Genomic DNA, 26,372 nt, shown 5'->3' with positions numbered 1-26,372 from the left:
CTTCCGGCCATCGAACGATGGCGTCAGGATGAGGGCGACTTAAGCAGAATAGATTTTAAGGTGACTAAATTATGAACCAGATTCCTATGACGTTGCGTGGCGCAGAAAAACTGCGTGAAGAGTTAGAGTATTTGAAAGGTACTCGTCGTCCGCAAATCATTGCCGACATCGCCGATGCGCGCGAGCATGGTGACTTGAAAGAGAACGCCGAATACCACGCAGCTCGTGAACAGCAAGGTTTCTGTGAAGGCCGCATTCAGGAAATCGAAGCGAAGCTTTCAAACGCTAACGTGATTGATGTTACTAAAATCCCAAATACTGGCCGTGTGATTTTTGGTTGTACGGTGAGCGTTGAGAATCTCGACACTGAAGATAAGCTGACTTATTCGATTGTTGGCGATGATGAGGCTGATTTTAAACATAACCGCATCTCGGTGAACTCACCGATTGCACGCGGCCTTATCGGTAAAGAGCAAGGGGATATTGTGGTGATCAAAACCCCTGGCGGTGAAGTTGAATTCGAAATTCTGAAGGTCGAATACATCTGATTTTTCTGAATATTGCTGAGAGTTTGTACAATCGGCAATAAGTTTTGTAAAGATAAGAAAAAGGCCGCAATGCGGCCTTTCTATTAGGGTGAGAAAGCATCTCAGTTTGTGCTATATCTTTTCTTTATACGAAAAGGTATTAACGCGGTAAACTGATCTTGCGTTCTTGGCTTGGGCGGTAAATGACTAATACGTTACCGATCAGCTGCACTTGACACGCACCAGTTTCTCGGACGATGGCGTCAGCAATCAAGGTTTTGGTATCGCGCTCTTCAGCGGCAATTTTCACCTTGATGAGTTCATGATGCGTTAGCGCCTGTTCAATTTCAGCGAGAACACCTTCAGTCAAACCATTGTTGCCTAACTGCACAACAGGTTTGAGCGGATGGGCCAAGCTTTTTAGGTGCTGTTTTTGCTTGTTATTCAGATTCATCGTCTTTTTTGCTTAGGTTGGGATTGAAAACGGTACATTCTACCGCCATCTCCAGTGTATCACCAAATCGGTCTTACATAGTCATGGACACTCCGAAGCAACTGAGTGGATGAAACTGTTGTTTAGAGAGTTAATATCAGATGGGTAAAAAACGTTCCGCCAGCTCAAACCGCTGGATGCACGAACACTTTAGTGACAAATATGTAATTCAGGCGCAGAAAAAGGGACTTCGTTCTCGTGCTTGGTTTAAACTTGATGAAATACAAAGCACTGACAAACTGTTTAAACCAGGGATGACCGTTGTCGACTTGGGTGCTGCGCCGGGAGGGTGGTCACAGTATGTGGTCACACAAATCGGAAACAGCGGGCGAGTGATTGCCTGCGATATTCTGCCTATGGATCCTATCGTTGGTGTCGATTTCCTTCAGGGCGATTTTCGTGATGAATTAGTTCTCAAAGCGCTGACCGAACGCGTAGGCGAGGATAAAGTACAGGTTGTGATGTCAGATATGGCTCCCAACATGAGTGGCACGCCGTCGGTAGATATTCCACGCTCAATGTATCTGGTTGAATTAGCGCTGGAAATGGCCAAGGATGTTTTAGCCCCTGGCGGTAGTTTTTTGGTGAAAGTGTTCCAGGGAGAGGGCTTTGACGAGTACCTTACGCAGATCCGCTCCCTGTTTACGAAGGTTAAGATTCGTAAGCCTGATGCATCCCGAGCACGTTCGCGGGAAGTATACATCGTAGCGACAGGGCGGAAACTATAGTACCCTGATGCTTATTGTTAACACAGTTGTAATATGAGGTTAATCCCTTGAGTGACATGGCGAAAAACCTAATCCTCTGGCTGGTCATCGCAGTAGTGCTGATGTCTGTGTTCCAGAGCTTTGGGCCCAGCGAATCGAACAGCCGTAGGGTGGATTACTCTACGTTCCTAACTGAGGTTAATCAGGATCAGGTACGTGAGGTCCGTATTAATGGACGTGAAATTAACGTAACCAAGAAAGATAGCGGTAAATACACGACCTACATTCCTGTTAACGATCCTAAGCTGCTGGATTCTCTGTTAACGAAGAATGTAAAAGTGGTTGGTGAACCGCCGGAAGAGCCAAGCTTGCTGGCTTCAATCTTCATTTCTTGGTTCCCAATGCTATTGCTTATTGGGGTTTGGATCTTCTTTATGCGTCAGATGCAGGGCGGCGGTGGCAAAGGTGCCATGTCGTTCGGTAAGAGCAAGGCTCGCATGCTGACCGAAGATCAGATCAAAACCACTTTTGCTGACGTCGCCGGTTGTGACGAAGCAAAAGAAGAAGTTGCTGAATTAGTGGAATACCTGCGTGACCCAAGCCGTTTCCAGAAACTGGGCGGTAAGATCCCGAAAGGCATCTTGATGGTTGGTCCTCCAGGTACCGGTAAAACCTTGCTGGCGAAAGCCATTGCGGGTGAAGCTAAAGTTCCGTTCTTTACTATTTCCGGTTCTGACTTTGTTGAGATGTTTGTCGGTGTGGGTGCATCCCGCGTTCGTGACATGTTTGAACAGGCGAAGAAAGCGGCTCCATGTATCATCTTCATCGATGAAATTGACGCCGTAGGCCGTCAACGTGGTGCAGGTTTGGGCGGTGGTCACGATGAACGTGAACAAACCCTGAACCAGATGCTGGTTGAGATGGATGGTTTTGAAGGCAACGAAGGTATTATCGTTATTGCCGCAACTAACCGCCCAGACGTACTGGACCCTGCGTTACTGCGTCCAGGTCGTTTCGACCGTCAGGTTGTGGTTGGTTTGCCAGATGTGCGTGGTCGTGAGCAGATCCTGAAAGTTCATATGCGTCGCGTGCCATTGGCAACAGACATTGATGCATCTGTTATTGCACGTGGTACTCCGGGCTTCTCCGGTGCTGATTTGGCTAACTTAGTCAACGAAGCGGCCTTGTTTGCTGCCCGTACTAACAAACGCGTTGTATCGATGGTTGAGTTTGAAAAAGCCAAAGATAAGATCATGATGGGCGCAGAGCGCCGTTCTATGGTCATGACCGAAGAGCAGAAAGAATCTACCGCGTATCATGAAGCAGGCCATGCGATCATCGGTCGTCTGGTTCCTGAACATGACCCGGTACACAAAGTCACGATTATTCCGCGCGGTCGTGCGTTAGGTGTGACCTTCTTCCTGCCACAGGGCGATGCTATCAGCTACAGCCGTCAGAAACTGGAAAGTATGATTTCCGTTGCTTACGGTGGTCGTTTGGCTGAGGAACTGATTTACGGCGTTGAAAACGTTTCTACTGGCGCATCACAGGACATCAAACAGGCGACCACAATCGCTCGTAACATGGTGACCCAATGGGGCTTCTCAGAAAAACTGGGTCCATTGCTGTATGCGGAAGAAGAAGGTGAAGTATTCTTGGGCCGTTCTGTTTCTAAGACAAAACACATGTCTGACGAAACTGCACGCATCATCGACCAAGAAGTGAAAGCATTGATTGAACGTAACTATGCGCGCACGCGCCAGTTGCTGGAAGACAATATGGATATCATGCATGCGATGAAAGATGCATTGATGAAATATGAAACTATCGATGCTCCACAGGTTGATGATTTGATGGCTCGCCGCGAAGTTCGTCCACCGGCTGGTTGGGAAGAAGAGCAAAATAACCGTTCAGACAACGGTGGCGCTCCCCAAGCTCCAGTGAACAAGCCTGCGGAAGAGCAGCTGAATACGCCATCTTCTGATGACAACATCACGACTGGCAATACCGGCGAGAAGTAATCGCGCTGGCTGATGTAGCCAATATCGTGTGCTGACAGACAAACCCCGACTTGCTCGGGGTTTTTTTTTGCGTTCAAATACCCACCTCAACAATAAAAATGATATATGGAGACTGCATGCAGCTGAAAGCGCAAGGGTTAACTCTGGACCTGACTTATCCTCAAGTGATGGGGATTCTGAATGTCACGCCGGATTCATTTTCCGACGGCGGTAAACATAATGGATTGGATGCCGCTTTACGCCATGCAGAAGCGATGATCAGCGCAGGGGCAACCATCATTGACGTTGGCGGTGAATCGACTCGCCCCGGTGCCGCAGAAGTGAGCACCGAAGAAGAACTTGAACGCGTGGTACCTATCGTTGAGCTGATTGCTCGCTATTTCGACGTTTGGATTTCGGTGGATACGTCTAAAGCTGAAGTGATTACCGCTAGCGCTCAGGCGGGTGCAACGTTGATCAATGATATTCGTTCTCTGAGTGAGCCCGGCGCGTTAGAAGCGGCAGCACAATCGGGTTTGCCGGTATGCTTGATGCATATGCAGGGCGATCCAAAAACCATGCAGCACAAACCTGTGTATACCGACGTGGTTGCCGAGGTAGATAGCTATCTGACATCACAAATTGAACGATGCACCGCGGCTGGCATCGATAAAAGCCGCTTATTGATTGATCCCGGTTTTGGTTTTGGCAAGAATCTGGAGCATAATTACCAACTTCTGGCTCACCTAGCGCATTTCCATCATTTTGGTCTACCGCTTCTGGTCGGTATGTCTCGTAAATCAATGATTGGTCAGCTTCTGAAAGTTGGTCCGACACAACGCGTGACGGGAAGTGTGGCATGTGCAGTGATTGCCGCAATGCAAGGAGCCCATATTATTCGGGTTCATGATGTTAAAGAGACAGTTGAGGCGATGCGTGTCGTCGAAGCTACACTTTCAGCGAAGGGATAAAGATTTATGAGCGAGCGCAAATATTTTGGTACGGACGGGATTCGCGGAAAAGTGGGTGACTGCCCGATTACTCCTGATTTTGTGTTAAAGCTCGGCTGGGCTGCGGGTAAGGTTTTGGCGCGTCACGGTTCGCGTAAAATCATCATCGGTAAAGATACCCGTATTTCTGGTTATATGCTGGAGTCTGCTTTAGAAGCAGGCTTGGCTGCGGCGGGGCTATCGGCTTCTTTCACAGGGCCAATGCCAACGCCAGCTGTCGCTTATCTCACGCGCACTTTCCGCGCTGAAGCCGGTATTGTTATCTCCGCGTCGCATAACCCTTATTACGATAATGGGATTAAATTCTTCTCCATCGACGGTACTAAACTGCCCGATGAGGTTGAAGAAGCGATTGAAGCCGAAATGGAAAAACCATTGACCTGCGTAGAGTCGGCTGAGCTGGGTAAAGCGAACCGCATCGTAGATGCTGCGGGCCGCTATATCGAATTCTGTAAGAGTACTTTCCCAACGGAATTAAGCCTGAGCGGGCTTAAAATTGTTGTCGATTGTGCCAACGGTGCAACTTACCACATCGCGCCTAGCGTGCTGCGTGAGCTCGGTGCAACGGTGATTACCATCGGCTGTGAGCCTGATGGTATGAACATCAACAAAGAGTGTGGCGCAACGGATGTCCGTCAGCTTCAGGCTCGTGTTTTAGCCGAGAAAGCGGATGTTGGTTTGGCATTTGATGGCGATGGTGACCGCGTCATGATGGTTGACCATTTAGGCAATAAAGTTGACGGTGACCAGATCCTTTATCTTACCGCGCGTGAAAATCTGCGTCAGGGCAACCTGCGCGGCGGTGCAGTAGGCACGCTGATGAGCAATATGGGCTTAGAACTGGCACTGAAGCAGCTGGGTATTCCATTTGCACGTGCGAAAGTCGGTGACCGTTATGTGCTGGAAATGATGGCCGCTAAAGGCTGGCGTTTAGGCGCTGAAAACTCAGGCCATGTGATTATCCTCGACAAAACAACCACCGGTGACGGTATTGTGGCGGGTCTGCAAGTGTTGGCTGCTATCGTGCGTAACCACATGACTTTGCACGATCTGTGCAGCGGCATGAAGCTATTGCCACAGGTTCTGGTCAACGTGCGCTTTGCGGGCAATCATGATCCACTGCAAACAGAAAGCGTAAAAGCGGTGACGGCAGAAGTTGAGGCTCAGCTTAATGGCCGTGGCCGCGTCTTGTTACGTAAATCAGGTACCGAACCGTTGATTCGCGTGATGGTGGAAGGTGAAGATGATGCGCAAGTGACAGAAATGGCGAACCGCATCGCTGACGCCGTGAAAGCAGCAGGCTAACTAACTGCCGAGCAATTTTGTCAGTGTAGTTATGTGATGAAAAACCAGTGAATCTTGATGTTTTGCTGGTTTTTTCTGCAATCGCACCACACATCATAAATTGCTCTTGCACGCCTTGGCGGCATTGGGTAGTATTCACACCCGCTTCAGTAGACTTATTTTCGTCTGCTTTAATGGTTGAAGCTTTTGGCTGCGGAAATCCCGCAAGGAAACAGGTACGACTATGTATGAAGCTCTTTTAGTAATTTTCCTGCTGGTATCAATTGGCTTAGTTGCCATGGTTATGCTGCAGCAAGGTAAAGGTGCTGATATGGGCGCTTCATTCGGCGCTGGCGCATCTGCAACTTTGTTCGGTTCCAACGGCTCTGGTAACTTCATGACCCGTACAACAGCTGTCCTAGCGACGTTGTTCTTCGTACTGAGTCTGGTTCTGGGTAACCTGAGCGGTCAGCAAGGCAAGAAAGGCAGTGAGTGGGAAAATCTGGGTGCGCCAGTGAAAACTGAGCAGCCTGCTGCACCAGCAGCTCCGGTAACCCCAAGTAGCGATATTCCTCACTAATCGCACTAGCTCGAAGCCGCAGTAACCAAGAAGTACAGAATTCAGCAGTAAAGTTTTTAAAAGCTATCTTTTAGAAACTGAAGTAAAAGGTGATAAGTTTTGAATACGGCTTATCACTTTCGTAATGCCGAGGTGGTGGAATTGGTAGACACGCTACCTTGAGGTGGTAGTGCCCAATAGGGCTTACGGGTTCAAGTCCCGTCCTCGGTACCAATCCTTGATAACTTGTTTTTTCAACGTTATTAGAGTAGTATTCGCCACGATTCGGACGCGGGGTGGAGCAGCCTGGTAGCTCGTCGGGCTCATAACCCGAAGGTCGTCGGTTCAAATCCGGCCCCCGCAACCACTTTCCTAAAGTATCTTTTTTCAAATATACTGTTTACGTTCAGCCAACGACTCAAACGGGTGTTTTGAAAAAAATATTGTCAGAAAGCGGCACTGAATTCGTTCGGCAGTATATGGGGTCCAGTTGCATAAAGCCCCGATTTTTCGGGGTTTTTTGTTATCTGACAACAGAATCACTGGGCTATTTAGCCCTTTTTTTATGTCTTGGGGGTGGGCTTGTCCACATTAGAGCAAAAATTGACAGAGATGATTTCGGCGCCGGTTGAGGCATTAGGCTTCGAATTGGTTGGTATTGAGTTCATCCGCAGTCACCATTCAACGCTACGCATCTATATTGATAGTGACGAAGGGATCAATGTTGATGATTGTGCTGATGTCAGCCACCAGGTCAGTGCCGTTCTTGACGTCGAAGATCCAATTACGGTTGCATATAACCTGGAAGTTTCATCTCCTGGCCTTGATCGTCCGATGTTTACCGCTGAACACTACGTCCGTTTTATGGGCGAAGAAGTTTCTTTGGTATTGCGTATGGCGGTGCAGAATCGTCGCAAATGGCAGGGTATTATTAAAGCTGTCGAAGGCGAGATGATCACGGTTACTGTAGATGGAAAAGACGAAGTGTTCGCGCTGAGCAACATCCAGAAAGCGAACCTGGTACCCCACTTTTAAAGTTTGGATGAGGCCACTAGGATGAACAAAGAAATTCTGGCTGTTGTTGAGGCAGTTTCCAACGAAAAATCGCTTCCTCGCGAAAAAATTTTTGAAGCACTGGAAACTGCACTGGCGACTGCCACCAAGAAAAAATACGAACAAGAAATCGACGTTCGTGTTTGCATCGATCGCAAAACTGGCGATTTCGATACTTTCCGTCGCTGGGTTATCGTTGATGAAGTTACTCAACCAACCCGCGAAATTACTCTTGATGCGGCTCAGTTTGAAGATCCAGCTTTACAGTTGGGTGAGTATGTAGAAGATCAGATCGAATCTGTAACCTTCGACCGTATCACGACTCAAACCGCAAAACAGGTTATCGTACAAAAAGTACGTGAAGCTGAACGCGCGATGGTGGTTGATGCATTCCGTCAACACCAAGGTGAGATCGTCACCGGCGTGGTTAAAAAAGTAAATCGCGACAACATCTCATTAGATCTGGGCAGCAATGCCGAAGCCGTTATTGGCCGCGAAGACATGCTTCCGCGTGAAAACTTCCGTCCAGGCGACCGTATCCGCGGTGTGCTGTATGACGTGCGTCCAGAAGCACGTGGCGCTCAGCTGTTTGTGAGCCGTTCACGTCCAGAAATGCTGATCGAGCTGTTCCGCATTGAAGTGCCGGAAATCGGCGAAGAAGTCATCGAGATTAAAGCCGCAGCCCGCGATCCGGGTTCCCGTGCGAAAATCGCGGTGAAAACCAACGATAAACGTATTGACCCGGTAGGGGCGTGTGTGGGTATGCGCGGTGCGCGTGTTCAGGCCGTTTCTAGCGAACTGGGTGGCGAACGTATCGACATCGTATTGTGGGATGACAATCCAGCACAGTTCGTTATCAATGCTATGGCGCCAGCCGACGTGGCTTCTATTGTTGTGGATGAAGATAAACACACAATGGACATCGCGGTTGAAGCAAGCAATCTGGCTCAGGCAATTGGGCGTAATGGCCAAAACGTTCGTCTGGCAGCTCAACTGAGCGGCTGGGAACTGAACGTAATGACCGTTGATGATCTTCAGGCTAAACATCAGGCCGAAGCTCACGCAGCTATCGATACATTCACCAAATATCTCGATATTGATGAAGACTTCGCAACTCTATTGGTTGAAGAAGGCTTCTCTACTCTGGAAGAACTGGCTTACGTTCCTGAACAGGAACTGCTGGCCATTGACGGTCTGGATGAAGATACGGTAGACGCTTTGCGCGAGCGCGCAAAAAATGCGTTAACCACTCTGGCTTTGGCTCAGGAAGAAAGCCTGGGTGACCAAAAGCCAGCCGACGACCTGTTGGGTCTGGAAGGTTTAGACCGTGGTATCGCCTTTAAAATGGCCGCTCGTGGGGTTTGTACGCTGGAAGATCTTGCCGAGCAGGGCATCGACGATCTGGCAGATATTGAAGGCCTGAATAGTGAAAAGGCCGGCGAGCTGATTATGGCCGCACGTAATATTTGCTGGTTTGGCGATAGTGAATAATGAACTGTAGCGGGAAGGAACAGCATGACAGAAGTAACCGTAAAATCACTGGCAGCAGAGATACAGACTTCCGTTGATCGCCTGGTACAGCAGTTAGCTGATGCAGGGATTAATAAGTCAGAAAATGATTCTGTGAGCCCACAGGAAAGAGAAACATTATTAGCTCATTTAAATCGTGAGCATGGCAGCGCATCAGGTAAACTGACGCTGCAGCGTAAAACACGCAGCACATTGAATGTTCCAAGCACTGGCGGAAAAAGCAAAGCCGTGCAAATTGAGGTCCGCAAAAAGCGCACTTATGTAAAAGGCGATGCGGCAGCTGAACAGGCTGAAGCAGAAGCACAGGCACAGCGTGAAGCGGAAGAGCAGGCTCGTCGTGAGACTGAAGAGAAAGCAAAACGTGAAGCAGAAGAAAAAGCGAAGCGTATTGCTGAAGATCAGGCGAAACGTAACCTGGAAGAGCAAGCCAAACGTGAGGCCGCTGATAAAGCTAAGCGTGGCGCAGCGGAAAGTGAAAAAGTGACGAATCAAAATACCGACGAAAAAACCAAAGCTGCGCATGCTGAGAAAGCGCGCCGTGAAGCCGAAGCTGCTGCACTGAAACGCAAAGCCGAAGAAGAAGCACTGCGTAAGCTTGAAGAAGACGCTAAGCGTGTTTCTGAAGAAGCTCGCAAAATGGCTGAAGCTAACGAAGGCAAAGCGCCAGAAGCAGAGACCGCAGAAGATACTTCTGACTACCACGTAACCACTTCTCATCATGCTCGTGAAGCAGAAGATGAAAACGACCGTCAGGTTGAAGCTGGTCGCGCTCGTGCACGTACCGCAACCAAAGCGACTAAGCAGAAGAAAGGCAATAAACTGTCTGAATCTAAAGCCGATCGTGAAGAAGCGCGTGCTCAGACCCGTGGTGGTAAAGGCAAACGTAAACCAAGCACTCTGCAGCAAGGCTTCAACAAGCCTGCTCAAGCGGTTAACCGTGACGTCATCATTGGCGAAACCATTACCGTTGCAGAACTGGCTAACAAAATGGCTGTTAAAGGCTCCCAAGTCATCAAAGCAATGATGAAGATGGGCGCTATGGCTACTATTAATCAGGTCATCGATCAGGAAACTGCTCAGATGGTTGCTGAAGAAATGGGCCATAAAGTTATCCTGCGTCGTGAAAACGAGCTGGAAGAAGCAGTAATGAGCGACCGTGATACCGGTGCAGCCGCTGAGCCACGTGCTCCAGTTGTAACCATCATGGGCCACGTTGACCACGGTAAAACTTCCCTGCTGGACTACATCCGCTCCACGAAAGTGGCATCGGGCGAAGCAGGTGGTATCACTCAGCACATCGGTGCTTACCACGTAGAAACCGGCAACGGTATGATCACCTTCCTGGACACCCCAGGTCACGACGCATTTACTTCTATGCGTGCTCGTGGTGCTCAGGCTACAGACATCGTGGTTCTGGTTGTTGCTGCCGACGATGGCGTGATGCCACAGACTATCGAAGCAATCCAGCATGCTAAAGCGGCAAAAGTGCCGGTTGTTGTTGCTGTGAACAAAATCGATAAGCCTGAAGCTGATATGGATCGCGTTAAAAACGAACTGTCCCAGTACGGCGTAATGCCAGAAGAGTGGGGCGGCGAGTCTCAGTTCATCCCTGTATCTGCTAAAGCGGGTACCGGTATTGATGATCTGCTGGACGCTATCCTGTTGCAGGCAGAAGTTCTGGAATTGAAAGCAGTTCGCAGCGGTATGGCGAGCGGCGTTGTTATCGAATCCTTCCTGGATAAAGGTCGCGGTCCGGTTGCAACTGTTCTGGTTCAAGAAGGCACGCTGAACAAAGGCGATATCGTTCTGTGTGGCTTCGAGTATGGCCGTGTGCGTGCGATGCGCGACGAAATGGGCCGCGAAGTGACCTCTGCGGGTCCTTCTATCCCTGTAGAAATTCTGGGTCTGTCCAGCGTTCCTGCTGCCGGTGACGAAGCGACCGTTGTTCGTGACGAGAAAAAAGCGCGTGAAGTTGCTCTGTATCGTCAGGGTAAATTCCGCGAAGTTAAACTGGCTCGTCAGCAGAAATCTAAACTGGAAAACATGTTTGCGAACATGAGCGAAGGCGAAGTTTCTGAACTGAACATCGTACTGAAATCTGACGTACAGGGTTCTTGCGAAGCGATTTCCGATGCATTGTTAGGCCTGTCTACCGATGAAGTGAAAGTGAAAATTGTTGGCTCCGGCGTGGGCGGCATCACTGAAACTGACGCGACTCTGGCCGCTGCCTCTAACGCTATCATCCTTGGCTTCAACGTCCGTGCCGATGCTTCTGCGCGTCGCGTGATTGAAACTGAAAGCTTGGATCTGCGTTACTACTCCGTCATCTATAACCTGATTGACGAAGTTAAGCAGGCGATGAGCGGTATGTTGGCGCCTGAATATCGTCAAGAAATCATCGGCTTGGCCGAAGTTCGTGACGTGTTCAAATCACCTAAATTCGGTGCTATCGCAGGCTGTATGGTTACTGAAGGTGTCGTTAAACGTCACAACCCAATCCGCGTTCTGCGTGACAACGTGGTTATCTATGAAGGCGAGCTGGAATCTCTGCGCCGCTTCAAAGATGACGTTAACGAAGTTCGTAACGGCATGGAATGTGGTATCGGTGTTAAGAACTACAACGACGTTCGCACTGGCGATATGATCGAAGTATTCGAAATCATCGAAGTTAAGCGTACCATTGAGTAATTAGGTAAGCGCTCAGCTTATAATATCTTTGGGGGGCTTAATGCCCCCCAATTCGTCTGGGAGGAATCCAAAATGGCAAAAGAATTCAGCCGTACTCAGCGTGTATCTCAAGAGATGCAGAAAGAGATTGCGATCATTTTGCAACGTGAAGTTAAAGATCCACGCATCGGTATGGTGACGGTATCTGGCGTTGAAGTATCCCGCGATCTGGCTTATGCCAAAGTGTTTGTCACTTTCTTGAATGATAGCGATCCAAACGCGGTGCGAGTGGGTCTTAAAGCGTTGCATGAAGCTTCTGGCTTTATCCGCATGTTGATTGGTAAAGCAATGCGTTTGCGTGTTGTACCTGAACTGACTTTCGCATACGACAACTCTCTGGTTGAAGGTATGCGTATGTCTAATCTGGTGACCAGCGTTGTGAAAAATGACGAAGAGCGTCGCTCAGCGTCAGGTGATACTTCAGGTAACACTGAGGAGGAATAATGTCACGACCTCGCCGTCGCGGCCGTGATATTAACGGCGTTCTGTTATTAGACAAACACCAAGGTCTATCCTCAAATGACGTTTTGCAGAAAGTAAAACGCATCTATAACGCCAATAAAGCAGGCCATACCGGAGCGCTAGATCCTTTAGCAACCGGTATGTTGCCTATTTGCTTAGGCGAGTCGACCAAATTTTCTCAGTTCTTGCTGGATGCCGATAAACGCTATCGCGTGATTGCGCGTTTAGGGCAAAGAACGAATACCTCGGATGCCGATGGCGAAGTGGTTCAGGAACGTCCTGTGGAATTTACTCAGGAACAACTGGATGCGGCGCTGGAGCAGTTCCGTGGTGATAGCCAACAAATCCCATCGATGTACTCTGCGCTTAAACACCAAGGTAAGCCGCTGTATGAGTATGCGCGTCAGGGCATTGATGTACCACGCGAAGCTCGTGACATTACGGTGTATGAACTGCAGTTTATCCGCTGGGAAGGCGATGAGTTAGAGTTAGAAATCCACTGCTCGAAAGGTACTTACATCCGAACCATCATTGATGATTTGGGTGAGGTTTTAGGCTGTGGTGCACACGTCATCTATTTACGTCGTGTGCAGGTTTCTAATTATCCGTCGGAGCGCATGGTTTCTCTGGAGCAATTGCAGCAAATGGTTGCCGCTGCCGAAGAGGCTGGCGTTGAACCTAGAACGGTTCTCGATCCGCTGCTGCTGCCGATGGATACCGCTGCATCTCATTTGCCGGAAATCAATCTAACCGATGTGGTTGCCGCCTATGTTCTTCAAGGACAGCCGGTGCAGGTGCAAGGTTTGCCTGCTGAAGGTATGGTGCGCATCAATGTGGGTGAGAAACGTCGATTTATCGGCGTTGGCGAAGTGGATGACCAAGGACGCTTGGCACCACGTCGCCTAGTAGTAGAAGAGCGCGTTCCTGAAGAGTAAGGTGCACTGAGGTCGATAAGGTGCTTTGTTGCGATCTTATTGCGCTCAGAGTAGAATAGCGCGGCTTATGTATTGGGCAGCTGAATTAGAGATCGGCGCCCGCCTTTTTAATCGTTTTATGAATTTGGAGTTCTATAATGTCTCTAAGTGTTGAAGCTAAAGCTCAAATCGTTGCTGACTTCGGTCGTGACGCTAACGACAGCGGTTCCACCGAAGTTCAGGTTGCTCTGTTAACTGCACAGATCAACCACCTGCAAGGTCACTTCGCTGAACACAAAAAAGATCACCACAGCCGTCGTGGTCTGCTGCGTATGGTTTCTCAGCGTCGTAAGCTGCTGGATTACCTGAAGCGTAAAGATGTAGCTCGCTACACCAGCCTGATCGAACGTCTGGGTCTGCGTCGCTAGTCCAAACGATTTTCAGAAGTAAAGGGGCCTAGATTGGCCCCTTTCTTCTAGGAAGCAATCGCAAATCAGGTTAATGTATTGTAGTTAACTCAAATTCGGTTGTTAAAATCGTTGTTGTTAAAGAAGTAAGCGTTAAAACGAGAGTCGGTTAGACTGTTGCTGATAACGCATGCCGAGTGACGATCCTTTTTGCAGATGTTCGCGCGGCTAATGCAAGTCTCTGGATGACCAGTGATTTCCATTAGTCGCGAGAATGCAACGAAGTGATCGAAGGCAAAAGCGTGATGGTGTTTTGATGACGCCATTAAACTTATAAAGATAAGGAAAATACTTTGCTGAATCCTATCGTTCGCAAATTCCAGTACGGTCAGAATACCGTAACGCTGGAAACTGGCATGATGGCTCGCCAAGCCACTGCTGCTGTAATGGTTACCATGGACGACACTGCGGTATTCGTTACCGTTGTTGGTGCTAAAAAAGCTAAAGAAGGCCAGAGCTTCTTCCCTCTGACCGTTAACTATCAGGAGCGTACCTACGCCGCTGGTCGTTTCCCAGGTGGTTTCTTCCGTCGTGAAGGCCGTCCTGGTGAAGGCGAAACTCTGATTGCGCGTCTGATTGACCGCCCAGTTCGCCCACTGTTCCCAGAAGGCTTCCTGAACGAAGTTCAGGTAGTTGCTACCGTTGTTTCTGTAAACCCGCAGGTTAGCCCAGACATCGTTGCGATGATCGGTGCTTCTGCTGCCCTGAGCCTGTCTGGTATTCCATTCAATGGCCCAATCGGTGCAGCCCGCGTTGGTTACATCAACGACCAGTATGTGCTGAACCCAACAACAGATGAGCTGCAAGAAAGCAAGCTGGATCTGGTTGTTGCTGGTACCGAAGGTGCAGTACTGATGGTTGAATCTGAAGCTCAACTGCTGAGCGAAGACCAGATGCTGGGTGCCGTTGTATTCGGTCACGATCAGCAGCAGGTTGTTATTGAAAACATCAAAGCGCTGGTTGCTGAAGCTGGTAAACCACGTTGGGAATGGACTGCTCCGGCTGTAAACGAAGCGCTGCACGCGCGCGTTGCTGCTCTGGCTGAAACCCGTATCGGCGATGCATACCACATCACTGAAAAACAGGCTCGTTACGCTCAGGTTGATCAGATCAAAGCTGACGTTATCGCTGCTCTGCAGGCTGAAGACGAATCTCTGAGCGCTGGCGAAATCGCTGATGTACTGGGCTCTCTGGAGAAAAATGTTGTACGTAGCCGTGTGCTGCGTGGCGAGCCACGTATCGATGGCCGTGAAAAAGACATGATCCGTGGTCTGGACGTTCGCACTGGCGTACTGCCTCGCACCCATGGTTCTGCACTGTTCACTCGTGGTGAAACTCAGGCTCTGGTTACCGCAACTCTGGGTACAGAACGTGATGCTCAGAACATCGATGGCCTGACCGGCGAGCAGACTGACCGCTTCCTGCTACACTATAACTTCCCTCCGTACTCCGTAGGGGAAACTGGCATGATGGGCTCACCTAAGCGTCGTGAAATTGGTCACGGTCGTTTGGCGAAGCGCGGCGTGCTGGCAGTAATGCCTAAGCAAGACGAATTCCCGTACACCGTTCGTGTGGTTTCAGAAATCACCGAATCTAACGGTTCTTCTTCTATGGCCTCTGTTTGTGGTGCTTCACTGGCACTGATGGACGCAGGTGTGCCGATCAAAGCTGCCGTTGCTGGTATCGCTATGGGTCTGGTTAAAGAAGACGAAAACTTCGTCGTTCTGTCTGATATTCTGGGTGACGAAGATCATCTGGGCGACATGGACTTCAAAGTTGCAGGTAGCCGCGAAGGTATCACTGCGCTGCAGATGGATATTAAAATCGAAGGCATCACCCGCGAAATCATGCAGGTGGCTCTGAATCAGGCTAAAGGTGCACGTCTGCACATTCTGGGTGTAATGGAACAGGCGATTAACGCGCCGCGTGGCGATATCTCTGAATTCGCTCCACGTATCCATACCATCAAGATCAATCCTGAGAAGATCAAAGATGTCATCGGTAAAGGTGGTTCTGTTATTCGTGCATTGACTGACGAAACTGGCACGACTATCGAAATCGAAGATGATGGCACAATTAAAATTGCAGCAACCGACAACGAAAAAGCGAAACATGCTATTCGTCGCATCGAAGAAATTACTGCTGAAATCGAAGTTGGCCGCATCTATCAGGGTAAAGTAACCCGTATCGTTGATTTCGGTGCATTCGTTGCTATCGGTGGCGGTAAAGAAGGTCTGGTACATATTTCTCAGATCGCTGACAAGCGTGTTGAGAAAGTGACCGACTATCTGCAGATGGGTCAGGACGTTCCTGTTAAGGTTCTGGAAGTTGACCGTCAGGGTCGCGTCCGCCTGAGCATCAAAGAGGCAAGCGCGCCAGAACAGGCCGCTGCTCCAGCTGCTGAATAACAAACCGTTCAGTATTACGGCTTCCTGCATAGGCGGGAAGCCGTTTGTTACGCAAATACAGGATGTATTTGCTTATATGGATGATAGGAAATCAATCCGATGTTGGTCTTCGGGAGTTGGGAAATGAAGCCTATCTTGCGCTGGTGTTACGTTGCGACAGCAATTCTGCTGGCAGGATGCAGCAACCTTGATTGGCGTAAAGACGAAGTACTAGCAATTCCGTTACAGCCTTCGCTGCAACAGGAAGTCATGCTGGCGCGCATGGAACAAATCCTTGCTAGCCGTGCATTGACAGATGATGAACGCGCACAGCTTTTATATGAGCGCGGAGTACTGTATGATAGTCTAGGACTGAGAGCTTTAGCGCGTAACGATTTTTCGCAAGCGCTGGCTATTCGTCCTGATATGCCAGAAGTTTTTAACTATCTGGGGATTTACTTAACGCAGGCTGGCAATTTTGATGCCGCCTATGAAGCGTTTGATTCTGTACTAGAGCTTGATCCAACTTACAACTACGCGCGTTTAAACCGAGGCATCGCACTGTATTATGGTGGTCGATACCCGTTAGCGCAGGATGATCTGCAGGCGTTTTATCAAGACGATCCCAATGATCCATTCCGTTCGTTATGGCTTTACCTTGTGGAACGTGAAATCGATCCAAAGAAAGCCACTGCCTCGCTGGAACAGCGATATAACAAGGCGAACAGGAATCAATGGGGATGGAATATTGTCGAATTCTACCTGGGCACCATCAATCAGAAAACATTGATGACACGCTTACAGGAAGATGCAACGGATAACACTTCGCTCGCTGAGCATCTCAGTGAAACTGACTTCTATTTAGGTAAATATTACCTGAGTCTGGGGGACAAGAGCAGTGCCTCTGCGCTGTTCAAACTGACGGTTGCCAACAACGTACATAACTTTGTTGAGCACCGCTATGCACTGTTGGAATTGGCGCTTTTGGGCCAAGAGCAAGACGACCTATCAGAATCGGACCAGCAATAGCTGACGAACAACTACGCCTATACTTTTTTAATTGCTTTATCACCTCCTTGAGGTGAGGGCTTTTTGTTCGTTATTTAATCTAATTTGAGCCGGTTCACACTTTTCAATGAAAATCATTGTCCATTTTCTAGACGAGTTATGTAGACTGGCCGCCATCAATGAGGCACGTGTACATGGCTGAGTTCGAAACTTCTTTTGCTGACCTAGGGTTAGCTGCACCAATTATCCAAGCCCTGACCGATCTGGGCTACGAAAAACCGTCTCCTATCCAGGCGGAATGTATTCCTCACCTTTTAAATGGCCGTGACGTTCTGGGTATGGCTCAGACCGGTTCCGGTAAAACAGCTGCGTTCTCTTTGCCGCTGCTGCACAATATTGATCCAAGCCTGAAAGCACCACAGGTGCTGGTTCTGGCTCCAACTCGTGAGCTGGCAGTTCAGGTTTCTGAAGCGATGGCTGACTTCGCTAAACACATGAACGGCGTAAACGTTGTTGCTCTGTACGGTGGCCAACGCTACGACGTACAGCTGCGCGCTCTGCGTCAGGGGCCACAAATTGTTGTGGGTACTCCTGGTCGTCTGCTGGACCACCTGAAACGTGGCACCCTGAACCTGTCTAACCTGAGCGGTTTGGTTCTGGACGAAGCGGATGAAATGCTGCGTATGGGCTTCATCGAAGACGTTGAAACCATCATGGCGCAGATCCCAGCACAGCACCAAACGGCGCTGTTCTCTGCAACTATGCCAGAAGCTATTCGTCGTATTACCCGTCGCTTCATGAAAGAGCCACAGGAAGTACGCATTCAGTCAAGCATTACCACGCGTCCAGACATCAGCCAGAGCTACTGGACTGTGTTCGGTATGCGTAAAAACGAAGCGCTGGTTCGTTTCCTTGAAGCTGAAGATTTCGATGCTGCAATCATCTTCGTACGTACCAAAAACGCCACTCTGGAAGTTGCAGAAGCGTTGGAACGTAACGGTTACAGCAGCGCTGCACTGAACGGCGATATGAACCAGGCTCTGCGTGAGCAGACTCTGGAGCGTCTGAAAGACGGTCGTTTGGATATCCTGATTGCAACTGACGTTGCTGCACGTGGTCTGGACGTTGACCGTATCAGTCTGGTTGTTAACTACGACATCCCGATGGACTCAGAGTCTTACGTTCACCGTATCGGTCGTACCGGTCGTGCTGGCCGTGCAGGTCGCGCATTGCTGTTCGTTGAGAACCGCGAACGTCGTCTGCTGCGCAACATCGAACGCATCATGAAGCTGACTATTCCAGAAGTTGAAATCCCGAATGCAGAATTGCTGGGTCAACGTCGTCTGGCTAAGTTTGCCGCTAAAGTTCAGCAGCAGCTGGAAAGCAGCGATCTGGACAAATACCGCGATCTGCTGACTAAACTGCAGCCGGAAGATGAGCTGGATATGGAAACTCTGGCCGCAGCATTGCTGAAAATGGCACAGGGCGAACGTCCTCTGATCCTGCCACCAGATCCAGTAATGGAACGTCGTCCACGTCGCGAATTCCGTGACCGTGACGATCGCAACGAACGCGGCGGTGACCGTTTCGCTCGTCGTGGCGACCGTGAGCCACGTGAAGCTCGCGAAGGCGCAGCTCCACGTCGTGAACGTCGTGAAGCCGGTGATATGGAACTGTACCGTATTGAAGTTGGCCGTGATGATGGTGTTGAAGTTCGTCATATCGTTGGCGCTATCGCTAACGAAGGTGATATCAGCAGCCGTTACATCGGTAACATCAAGCTGTTTGCTTCTCACTCAACTATCGAGCTGCCTAAAGGTATGCCAGGTGATCTGCTGTCTCATTTCACCCGTACCCGTATCCTCAACAAGCCGCTGAACATGCAGCTGATGGGTGATGCTCCGGCACGCGAACCACGTCGTGAACGCCCAGCTGGCGATCGCGGTGGCCGCAACTTCGGTGGTGGTCGTGAAGGTGGTGAGCGTCGTAACTTCGGTGGACGTGATGGCGCACCTCGCCGTGATGACCGTCGTGGTAACAGCGATCGTAGCGCAGCACCACGCGGCCCACGTCGTGATGATGCAGCACAGCCGCCACGTCGTCGTACTCCGACTAGCAACGACGCATAATCGCGCTGTTCTAAACTAGAGCATACTAAGCCAACCTTCGGGTTGGCTTTTTTTTTGCTTTTTAGTTATCTGATTTTCTCTATCTGGCCTGTTTCTGAGAGGTTATTTCCATAAGTTTGTTTCTTGCCTTTGAAATACGTTTTATCGGCGTATCATGCTTGGCGATTGAGGGTGACAACCTCAAGACAGTTCCCCGGTCGGGGGCTGCAATAACAAGGGGATACTTCATGTCTTGGTTAAACTTCAAACAGCAATACCTCATAAAATTCTGGGCACCGCTCCCTGCGGTTATTGCCGCAGGCATTTTATCGACTTACTACTTTGGCATCACCGGCACGTTTTGGGCTGTGACAGGGGAATTTACCCGCTGGGGCGGTCATGTATTACAGCTATTCGGCGCTCATCCTGAGCAATGGGGCTATTTTAAAGTGATTGGGCTCGAGGGCTCACCGCTGGATCGCATTGACGGCATGATGGTCATTGGCATGTTTGGTGGCTGTTTCGCCGCCGCGCTGTGGGCTAATAACGTCAAACTGCGCATGCCACAGCATCGCATCCGTATCTGTCAGGCCGTATTGGGTGGAATGATTGCCGGTTTTGGTGCACGTTTGGCGATGGGCTGTAACCTTGCTGCATTCTTTACCGGAATTCCTCAGTTCTCTCTTCATGCATGGTTCTTCGCGTTAGCAACGGCGGTGGGCTCCTATTTCGGTGCTCGTTTCACTCTGCTGCCGATGTTTCGTATTCCGGTTAAATTACAAAAAGTCAGCGCGGCGTCTCCGTTAACACAGAAACCGGCTCAGGCTAAACGTCGTTTTCGTCTGGGTATGATCATTTTCTTGGCGGTGATCCTTTGGGGCGGTTTAACCGCGATGAATGCGCCTAAGCTAGGGTTAGCCATGCTATTTGGCGTAGGCTTTGGCTTGCTGATCGAGCGTGCTCAAATCTGCTTTACCTCAGCATTCCGCGATTTATGGATCACTGGCCGCACTCATATGGCCAAGGCCATCATCATTGGTATGGCGGTGAGCGCTATCGGTATTTTTAGCTACGTACAAATGGGTCTACCGCCAAAAATTATGTGGGCAGGGCCAAATGCGGTGCTGGGTGGTCTGCTGTTTGGCTTCGGTATTGTACTGGCTGGCGGCTGTGAAACAGGCTGGATGTATCGTGCCGTTGAAGGGCAGGTCCATTTCTGGTGGGTGGGTTTTGGTAACATTCTAGGCGCAACCATTTTGGCTTATTACTGGGACGATTTGGCTCCATCGTTAGCAACGTCATACGACAAAGTAAATCTGCTGCAAACCTTTGGCCCGCTGGGTGGATTGCTGGTGACTTACCTTATGCTGCTGGCGGCATTTTTGTTGGTTGTCGCATGGGAAAAACGTTTCTTTCGCACGAAAACTCAGATGAACAACGCCGTTAAGGAGATCGCATGAAACACGCAGAGATTATTCCAGACTATCGTTTAGATATGGTCGGCGAGCCGTGCCCGTACCCTGCGGTCGCCACATTAGAAGCGATGCCCAATCTTAAACCGGGTGAGATTTTAGAAGTGGTGAGCGATTGTCCACAGTCTATTAATAACATCCCGTTGGATGCCAAAAATCACGGTTACACCGTGCTCGACATCCAACAAGATGGCCCAACCATTCGCTATCTCATTCAGCGATAAACCTGCGTTGGCTAAGGCAGGTCAGCTGCCTTAGCCAATCAGTTCAGGAATGCTCAGACGGGGTTTGATGTCGGCCACGATTTCAAACGATCTAAGGCGTGCCTGATGATCGAAAATCTGCCCGTTAACCATAATTTCATCCGCCTGAGTCTCTCGTAGTAACGCTTCCAATCCGCTCTTCACCTGAGTGGGATCGCCCACCACCGACATGCTAAGTGCCTGCTCAACGCCGTATTGCTCGCCGCCGCTCCAATAGTCGGAGATATCTTGTACTGGAGCAGGTAAAGGCCCCGGTTTGCCACGACGAAGATTAATAAACTGCTGCTGCATTGAGGTAAACAGGAAGCGTGCGTCGCGCTCGCTATCGGCGGCGACCACGTTGATGCAGACAATAGCGTATGGCTTAGCCAACGCTGCCGATGGTTGGAACTGGCTACGGTAGAGCGCTAATGCCTGATGCAGCATATCGGGAGCGAAATGTGAGGCAAAGGCAAAAGGTAATCCGAGCTTAGCGGCCAGCTGTGCACTGTAAAGACTTGAGCCCAACAGCCAGATAGGGATGTGTAAACCTTGTCCTGGAACGGCTTGTACATGCTGGTCATCGGTCACTTCACCAAAGTAACGCTGTAGTTCGAGCACGTCTTGAGGGAAATCATCAATTTCGCCGTGTAGGCTACGACGTAGAGCCATCATGGTTCTCTGGTCGGAACCGGGGGCACGGCCTAGCCCCAAATCAATGCGTCCCGGATAGAGTGACTCGAGCGTGCCAAACTGCTCGGCAATCACCAATGGGGCATGGTTTGGTAGCATTACGCCACCTGATCCAACGCGAATAGTTTTAGTTCCGCCAGCGATGTAGCCAATCAGCACCGACGTGGCGGCGCTCGCGATGCCGGTCATGTTGTGATGCTCTGCCAACCAGTAGCGATGAAAGCCCCAATTCTCAGCATGCTGGGCTAGACTCAGCGAGCGATGAAATGCATCACGAGCCGTTTCTCCTGTCGGGATTGGAGAAAGGTCGAGAACTGAAAAGGGTACGGAACGAGAAGTCATAACATTATTCCTATAAATAGACCAATCGGTCTGGTTTTAGGTTGATGTTAATCATATGTGATAATTAATCAATAGCTGGTTGTGGATTAGCGTGCTATTTCAATGGATGAGTTTGAGCCAAAATCGAAGCCTAAACCGCCTATTCAGAAAATCTAGTTTAATATTCCAATCGTTTTCATTTATTCAACAAACTACAGAGTAAATGGCTGATGCGAGAGTTCTTATCGTTTATTGTGTGATAACCATCATATTAGTAGGGCTTTATTCTTTGTTTTTCCACTCATGCCAGCTTGCTGTATATCACAAAAATTTCCTATGTCGTTAAGGCGTTACATCCCTAGTGAAGACGCATAAAATGAAATTTCTATATTATTCATATGATTAGGATTTTTCATATTTGCATTCAGGTCAGTGCTTTTATAAAACTGTATTTTTAGAGTTAAATTTTTAGTTTTATTCTCTTTTTGGAGAATATTTTTCTCATGAGCCGCCATTATGGGGGACGTAGTTGAAAAAATATTCTCCCTTTACCGGCGTATCATTTCTGCATAATAAAAAGCCTGCATATTACGTCTGTACATTAAAAAGAAAATAAAACCTACACATAAAATTACCCAACATATTAAAAGCTGCATTGAGACGGTAGTGAACTCTCACACTTAGCAATAATGCAGTTTGAGGTATGGCTGGGATAGGGCGAGCGAGAATTATTATGGAAACAGCATCAGAGAATAGCAGTGTCGTTGTGAACGATCTTTCTGCCAATAGCCGTGGGGGCATGTCTGAAAGCGAATGGCGAGAAGCCATTAAGTTTGATAGCACGGATGCCGGTTGGATCATTATGAGTATCGGCATGGCAATTGGCGCCGGTATTGTTTTTTTACCGGTTCAGGTTGGACTAATGGGGTTATGGGTTTTCTTACTCTCTTCCATTATTGGCTACCCTGCGATGTATTTATTCCAGCGTTTATTCATTAATACCTTAGCTGAATCGCCAGAGTGTAAAGATTATCCGAGCGTAATCAGCGGATACTTGGGTAAAAACTGGGGTATTTTGTTAGGCGCATTATATTTCGTCATGTTGGTTATTTGGATGTTCGTTTATTCAACGGCGATTACTAATGATAGCGCTTCCTATCTACATACTTTTGGCGTGACGGACGGACTTCTGTCTGAAAATCCATTCTATGGTCTGGTACTGATTTGCATTTTGGTTGCCATTTCATCTCGTGGTGAAAAGTTATTATTTAAGCTCTCCAGCTTTATGGTGCTTACAAAGCTTTTAGTGGTAGCCGCGTTAGGTGTCTCCATGGTGGGTATGTGGCATCTGTACAATGTGGGTTCGTTACCGCCGATGGGGCTGCTGATTAAAAATGCGATTATCACGCTGCCGTTTACTCTGACGTCTATTCTGTTTATTCAAACCCTTAGCCCGATGGTGATTTCTTATCGTTCTAAAGAAAAATCACGCGAAGTTGCCCGCTTTAAAGCACTGCGTGCAATGAACATTGCCTTCGGTGTTCTATTCGTTACGGTATTCTTTTATGCGGTGTCTTTCACCTTGGCGATGGGCCACGACGAAGCGGTTAAGGCCTACGAGCAAAATATATCGGCTCTCGCCATTGCCGCGCAGTTCTTCCCTGGAAGTTGGGCAACGGTAGTCAGCGTTATTCTGAATATCTTTGCCGTAATGACCGCTTTCTTTGGCGTCTATTTAGGTTTCCGTGAAGCAACTCAGGGTATTGTGATGAACATTCTGCGTCGTCGTATGCCTGCCGAAAAGATCAATGAAAAATGGGTTCAGAACGGAATTATGCTGTTCGCCATTCTATTGGCTTGGAGTGCCATCATTCTTAACGCACCGGTATTAAGCTTTACCTCCATCTGTAGCCCGATATTTGGGATGGTGGGGTGCTTAATTCCTGCTTATTTGGTCTACAAAGTGCCTGCTTTACATAAATATAAAGGCACTTCGCTGACCATTATTATCATTACCGGGCTGCTGCTATGTGTTTCTCCATTCCTAGCCTTCTCCTAATAAATTAAAACTGAATATTTTTGTAGTCTTGTTATTAAGGTCTGAATTATGAGCAAGTATGAAAGCGAAAATCTGTTGTGTACCGAATCACGTGATGAATTGTGGAATGAGTTTATCCGTGCGGTGCAGCAAGAAGTTAAGCCCGCGGTAGGTTGCACAGAGCCAGTCTCTTTGGCATTGGCTGCCGCCGTTGCCGCTTCATATCTTCCTGAATCCGTTGAACGTATCGAAGCACGCGTTTCGCCTAACCTAATGAAAAATGGTATGGGCGTTACCGTGCCAGGTACGGGGATGGTTGGGTTGCCGATTGCCGCGGCTGTCGGGGCAATCGGTGGTGATGCCAGCGCAGGGTTGGAAGTGCTCAAACATGCAACGCCGGAGTCGATAGCGGCAGGGAAGTCGCTTCTGGCGAGTGGCGCTGTCTCCGTGGGTATCCAACAGCCGTGTGAGCACATTTTATTCTCTCAGGTCACGGTGTTTGGCCCAACGGAGTCAGTCTGTGTCACGATTGCCGATGGCCATACCAATGTGATTAAGATCGTCAAAAACGGTGAGGTGCTGTTTGATGCTTGCCATAGCGCAGAGAACAGCGACGAAGCGCTTTGCCAAGAAGGTTATTGCCTGAAAAAAGCGTCGCTAAAACAGGTATTCGATTTTGCGGTTAACGTGCCGTTGGAGCGCATCCATTTTATTCTAGAAGCCGCCACGTTGAATAAGGCGCTGTCGCTAGAGGGTCTAAGTAACCAATATGGCTTGCATATCGGAGCGACGCTACAGCGCCAGCGCGAACGCGGGTTATTAGCGCGTGATTTACTCACCGATATCATGATCCGTACTTCTTCGGCTTCTGATGCGCGTATGGGCGGCGCAGTAATGCCGGCCATGAGTAATTCAGGATCGGGCAATCAGGGCATTGCGGCCACCATGCCGGTGGTGGTGGTGGCTGAGTACCTCGGTGCCAGCGAAGAGCAGTTAACCCGTGCGTTAATGCTGTCACATCTCACGGCAATCTATATCCATAGTCAGCTGCCAACGCTTTCAGCACTTTGTGCCGCAACCACGGCGTCAATGGGGGCTGCGGCGGGGATCGCATGGTTGATTGAAGGGCGCTATGAAACGGTAGCCATGGCAATTAGCAGCATGATTGGTGACGTGAGCGGCATGATTTGTGATGGCGCATCGAATAGCTGTGCGATGAAAGTATCAACCAGCGTGTCTGCTGCCTATAAAGCCGTGCTGATGGCACTGGACAACAGCTGTGTAACGGGCAACGAAGGTATTGTGACCGACGATGTTGATCGTTCGATCGCGAATCTTTGTGCGTTAGCCTGCCACTCGATGCAGCAAACGGATACGCAGATTATTGAGATTATGGCTAAAAAAGCATCGTAATAACGAGTGAGAAGTGAGAATAGTCAGTATAAAAAATGGGAGCCTTGGCTCCCATTTTTGCTGATCAACAGAGGGTTACTGAACCAGTTCAAGCCCAGCAACGCGCTGCCAATAGCCGTTACAGTCGGCGCGATTTTCCAACGTTAATGGCTGAGTGCCTCGTTCATTTGCGCGGAATTGGCTCAGCACGCTGAGCGTATCCATACTTTCTGGCGATAAACGCACGATGTCGACCAGTCCCTGCATTTCTAGCTGGTTATTGCCGAGGTTATAGCAATATCCACTCTGGGTCTGAATGCCGTTGAGTACGAAAACCTGCTGATTTTCTTGCGATAGCACGCGGCGACCTTGAGGGTATTTGATGCAGCAAGTTTCACACTGATCTTTAGGCAAATCTTCCGAACGCGCGGTAAAGCAGCGGGCAGAATAGGCTAGAGGTAGGTGGCCATAGCTCAGCACTTCTACTTCAAACTTATTGCGAATGCCCAGATCTTCGCACTGCGCCATCACGTTTTTCAGCCAGTCGTGAGAAAGCTCAACCGGCATACACCAACGCATCATGCCCTGTTTGTGCAATAAACGTAGCGTGACGGCGTTGTAACAGTTCAACGCATGTCCCGCCACAAACGGTAATTTGCGTTCGGCGGCCATGTTTACTGTGCCCAGATCGTTGGCTTCAATCAGGAAATCACCGTTTTCAACATAGCGCTTCAGCTCATTAAGCTCGGAAGGCGCCTGTAATAACGCAAGCGTAGAGATGACAACCTGTTTACCCGACTGCGCCACCTGTTTGGCAACGTCTAGCCAATCAGCCACTTTCATTTCACGGCGCTTCGAACACACGGTTTCACCGAGATAGATAATATCGGCTTCGCTTTGCGTCGCGGCCTGGTAAAAACGTTCAATTTCGGCTTTTGGCCAGTAATAGAGCACGGCTCCTAGAGAATATTTCATGCT

At 49.2% G+C, this 26,372-nt stretch carries 23 protein-coding genes and 2 tRNA genes; 22 read left to right on the top strand and 3 right to left on the bottom strand.

Translation table 11 applies throughout. The features are described from left to right. The first annotated feature begins 71 nt into the window (after nucleotides 1–71). Nucleotides 72–548, top strand: a complete 477-nt coding sequence (greA, locus tag DSM2777_RS22900) for a transcription elongation factor GreA (protein ID WP_025798838.1) — start codon at nucleotides 72–74, stop codon at nucleotides 546–548. A 139-nt stretch (nucleotides 549–687) separates the two neighbouring features. Here greA and yhbY read toward each other — a convergent pair whose 3' ends face one another. After that, complete coding sequence (gene yhbY, locus DSM2777_RS22895) at nucleotides 688–981, bottom strand: ribosome assembly RNA-binding protein YhbY (protein ID WP_040046298.1); 294 nt, start codon at nucleotides 979–981, stop codon at nucleotides 688–690. 140 nt (nucleotides 982–1,121) lie between these two features. Here yhbY and rlmE point away from each other — a divergent pair, with 140 nt between their 5' ends. From rlmE to yedF, 19 genes are all read left to right on the top strand, one after another. Further along, nucleotides 1,122–1,748, top strand: a complete 627-nt coding sequence (rlmE, locus tag DSM2777_RS22890; protein ID WP_025798842.1) for a 23S rRNA (uridine(2552)-2'-O)-methyltransferase RlmE — start codon at nucleotides 1,122–1,124, stop codon at nucleotides 1,746–1,748. Between the two features lie 56 nt (nucleotides 1,749–1,804). Further along, nucleotides 1,805–3,748 carry an ATP-dependent zinc metalloprotease FtsH gene (gene ftsH, locus DSM2777_RS22885; RefSeq protein WP_046459325.1) on the top strand — a complete coding sequence of 648 codons (1,944 nt, stop codon included), beginning with the start codon at nucleotides 1,805–1,807 and terminating at the stop codon, nucleotides 3,746–3,748. 116 nt (nucleotides 3,749–3,864) lie between these two features. Beyond that, complete coding sequence (folP, locus tag DSM2777_RS22880; RefSeq protein ID WP_061555229.1) at nucleotides 3,865–4,698, top strand: dihydropteroate synthase; 834 nt, start codon at nucleotides 3,865–3,867, stop codon at nucleotides 4,696–4,698. 6 nt (nucleotides 4,699–4,704) lie between these two features. Continuing rightward, complete coding sequence (gene glmM, locus DSM2777_RS22875; RefSeq protein WP_046459327.1) at nucleotides 4,705–6,042, top strand: phosphoglucosamine mutase; 1,338 nt, start codon at nucleotides 4,705–4,707, stop codon at nucleotides 6,040–6,042. A 223-nt stretch (nucleotides 6,043–6,265) separates the two neighbouring features. Further along, nucleotides 6,266–6,601 carry a preprotein translocase subunit SecG gene (gene secG, locus DSM2777_RS22870; protein ID WP_025798849.1) on the top strand — a complete coding sequence of 112 codons (336 nt, stop codon included), beginning with the start codon at nucleotides 6,266–6,268 and terminating at the stop codon, nucleotides 6,599–6,601. Between the two features lie 126 nt (nucleotides 6,602–6,727). Continuing rightward, nucleotides 6,728–6,814 (top strand) — tRNA-Leu (locus DSM2777_RS22865). Nucleotides 6,815–6,870: 56 nt separating this feature from the next. After that, nucleotides 6,871–6,947: transfer RNA gene (locus DSM2777_RS22860), tRNA-Met, on the top strand. A gap of 215 nt (nucleotides 6,948–7,162) precedes the next feature. Further along, complete coding sequence (rimP, locus tag DSM2777_RS22855) at nucleotides 7,163–7,615, top strand: ribosome maturation factor RimP (protein WP_025798851.1); 453 nt, start codon at nucleotides 7,163–7,165, stop codon at nucleotides 7,613–7,615. Between the two features lie 21 nt (nucleotides 7,616–7,636). Continuing rightward, nucleotides 7,637–9,124 carry a transcription termination factor NusA gene (gene nusA / locus DSM2777_RS22850; protein WP_025798853.1) on the top strand — a complete coding sequence of 496 codons (1,488 nt, stop codon included), beginning with the start codon at nucleotides 7,637–7,639 and terminating at the stop codon, nucleotides 9,122–9,124. A gap of 24 nt (nucleotides 9,125–9,148) precedes the next feature. Continuing rightward, nucleotides 9,149–11,851 carry a translation initiation factor IF-2 gene (infB, locus tag DSM2777_RS22845; protein ID WP_061555228.1) on the top strand — a complete coding sequence of 901 codons (2,703 nt, stop codon included), beginning with the start codon at nucleotides 9,149–9,151 and terminating at the stop codon, nucleotides 11,849–11,851. A 72-nt stretch (nucleotides 11,852–11,923) separates the two neighbouring features. Then, a complete protein-coding gene (gene rbfA, locus DSM2777_RS22840) occupies nucleotides 11,924–12,334 on the top strand; it encodes a 30S ribosome-binding factor RbfA (protein ID WP_046459329.1) in 411 nt (136 codons plus the stop codon). Then, nucleotides 12,334–13,287 (top strand): tRNA pseudouridine(55) synthase TruB, encoded by a 954-nt coding sequence (gene truB, locus DSM2777_RS22835; RefSeq protein ID WP_043490727.1) that lies wholly within the window; start codon nucleotides 12,334–12,336, stop codon nucleotides 13,285–13,287. The genes rbfA and truB overlap by 1 nt, the downstream gene beginning before the upstream one ends. A gap of 137 nt (nucleotides 13,288–13,424) precedes the next feature. Next, a complete protein-coding gene (gene rpsO / locus DSM2777_RS22830; protein WP_004093717.1) occupies nucleotides 13,425–13,694 on the top strand; it encodes a 30S ribosomal protein S15 in 270 nt (89 codons plus the stop codon). A gap of 332 nt (nucleotides 13,695–14,026) precedes the next feature. Next, the gene (pnp, locus tag DSM2777_RS22825) at nucleotides 14,027–16,141 is read left to right on the top strand and encodes a polyribonucleotide nucleotidyltransferase (RefSeq protein WP_043490729.1); all 2,115 of its coding nucleotides are present in this window, start codon (nucleotides 14,027–14,029) and stop codon (nucleotides 16,139–16,141) included. A gap of 123 nt (nucleotides 16,142–16,264) precedes the next feature. Next, a complete protein-coding gene (gene nlpI, locus DSM2777_RS22820; RefSeq protein ID WP_025798864.1) occupies nucleotides 16,265–17,149 on the top strand; it encodes a lipoprotein NlpI in 885 nt (294 codons plus the stop codon). Nucleotides 17,150–17,255: 106 nt separating this feature from the next. After that, nucleotides 17,256–17,330, top strand: coding sequence for a protein YrbN (gene yrbN / locus DSM2777_RS25215; RefSeq protein WP_102961607.1), 75 nt, complete (start codon nucleotides 17,256–17,258; stop codon nucleotides 17,328–17,330). Beyond that, on the top strand, nucleotides 17,323–19,257 hold the full coding sequence (locus DSM2777_RS22815) for a DEAD/DEAH family ATP-dependent RNA helicase (protein WP_046459330.1): 1,935 nt from the start codon (nucleotides 17,323–17,325) through the stop codon (nucleotides 19,255–19,257). The genes yrbN and DSM2777_RS22815 overlap by 8 nt, the downstream gene beginning before the upstream one ends. A gap of 227 nt (nucleotides 19,258–19,484) precedes the next feature. Then, complete coding sequence (yedE, locus tag DSM2777_RS22810; protein WP_061555227.1) at nucleotides 19,485–20,696, top strand: selenium metabolism membrane protein YedE/FdhT; 1,212 nt, start codon at nucleotides 19,485–19,487, stop codon at nucleotides 20,694–20,696. After that, the gene (gene yedF / locus DSM2777_RS22805) at nucleotides 20,693–20,932 is read left to right on the top strand and encodes a sulfurtransferase-like selenium metabolism protein YedF (protein ID WP_025798870.1); all 240 of its coding nucleotides are present in this window, start codon (nucleotides 20,693–20,695) and stop codon (nucleotides 20,930–20,932) included. Before yedE ends, yedF begins: the two co-directional genes overlap by 4 nt. A gap of 30 nt (nucleotides 20,933–20,962) precedes the next feature. On the opposite strand, the gene DSM2777_RS22800 is transcribed toward yedF, so the two are convergent. Further along, nucleotides 20,963–21,985, bottom strand: coding sequence for a luciferase-like monooxygenase (locus tag DSM2777_RS22800; RefSeq protein WP_061555226.1), 1,023 nt, complete (start codon nucleotides 21,983–21,985; stop codon nucleotides 20,963–20,965). 712 nt (nucleotides 21,986–22,697) lie between these two features. Here DSM2777_RS22800 and DSM2777_RS22795 point away from each other — a divergent pair. Both DSM2777_RS22795 and DSM2777_RS22790 read left to right on the top strand, forming a co-directional pair. Beyond that, nucleotides 22,698–24,023 (top strand): SLC5/6 family protein, encoded by a 1,326-nt coding sequence (locus DSM2777_RS22795; protein WP_046459332.1) that lies wholly within the window; start codon nucleotides 22,698–22,700, stop codon nucleotides 24,021–24,023. A 75-nt stretch (nucleotides 24,024–24,098) separates the two neighbouring features. Further along, nucleotides 24,099–25,415 (top strand): L-cysteine desulfidase family protein, encoded by a 1,317-nt coding sequence (locus DSM2777_RS22790; RefSeq protein ID WP_174521891.1) that lies wholly within the window; start codon nucleotides 24,099–24,101, stop codon nucleotides 25,413–25,415. A 75-nt stretch (nucleotides 25,416–25,490) separates the two neighbouring features. Here the strand turns inward: DSM2777_RS22790 and DSM2777_RS22785 are convergent, their stop codons facing one another. Continuing rightward, nucleotides 25,491–26,369: a U32 family peptidase gene (locus DSM2777_RS22785; protein WP_025798879.1), complete on the bottom strand. Its 879-nt coding sequence runs from the start codon at nucleotides 26,367–26,369 to the stop codon at nucleotides 25,491–25,493. Between the last annotated feature and the right edge of the window lie 3 nt (nucleotides 26,370–26,372).

Origin of the sequence: Obesumbacterium proteus (assembly GCF_001586165.1) — a bacterium.
Taxonomy (GTDB): domain Bacteria; phylum Pseudomonadota; class Gammaproteobacteria; order Enterobacterales; family Enterobacteriaceae; genus Hafnia; species Hafnia protea.
Note: the sequence above shows the minus strand (reverse complement) of the source record. Positions and strands in the feature narration are given on the sequence as shown.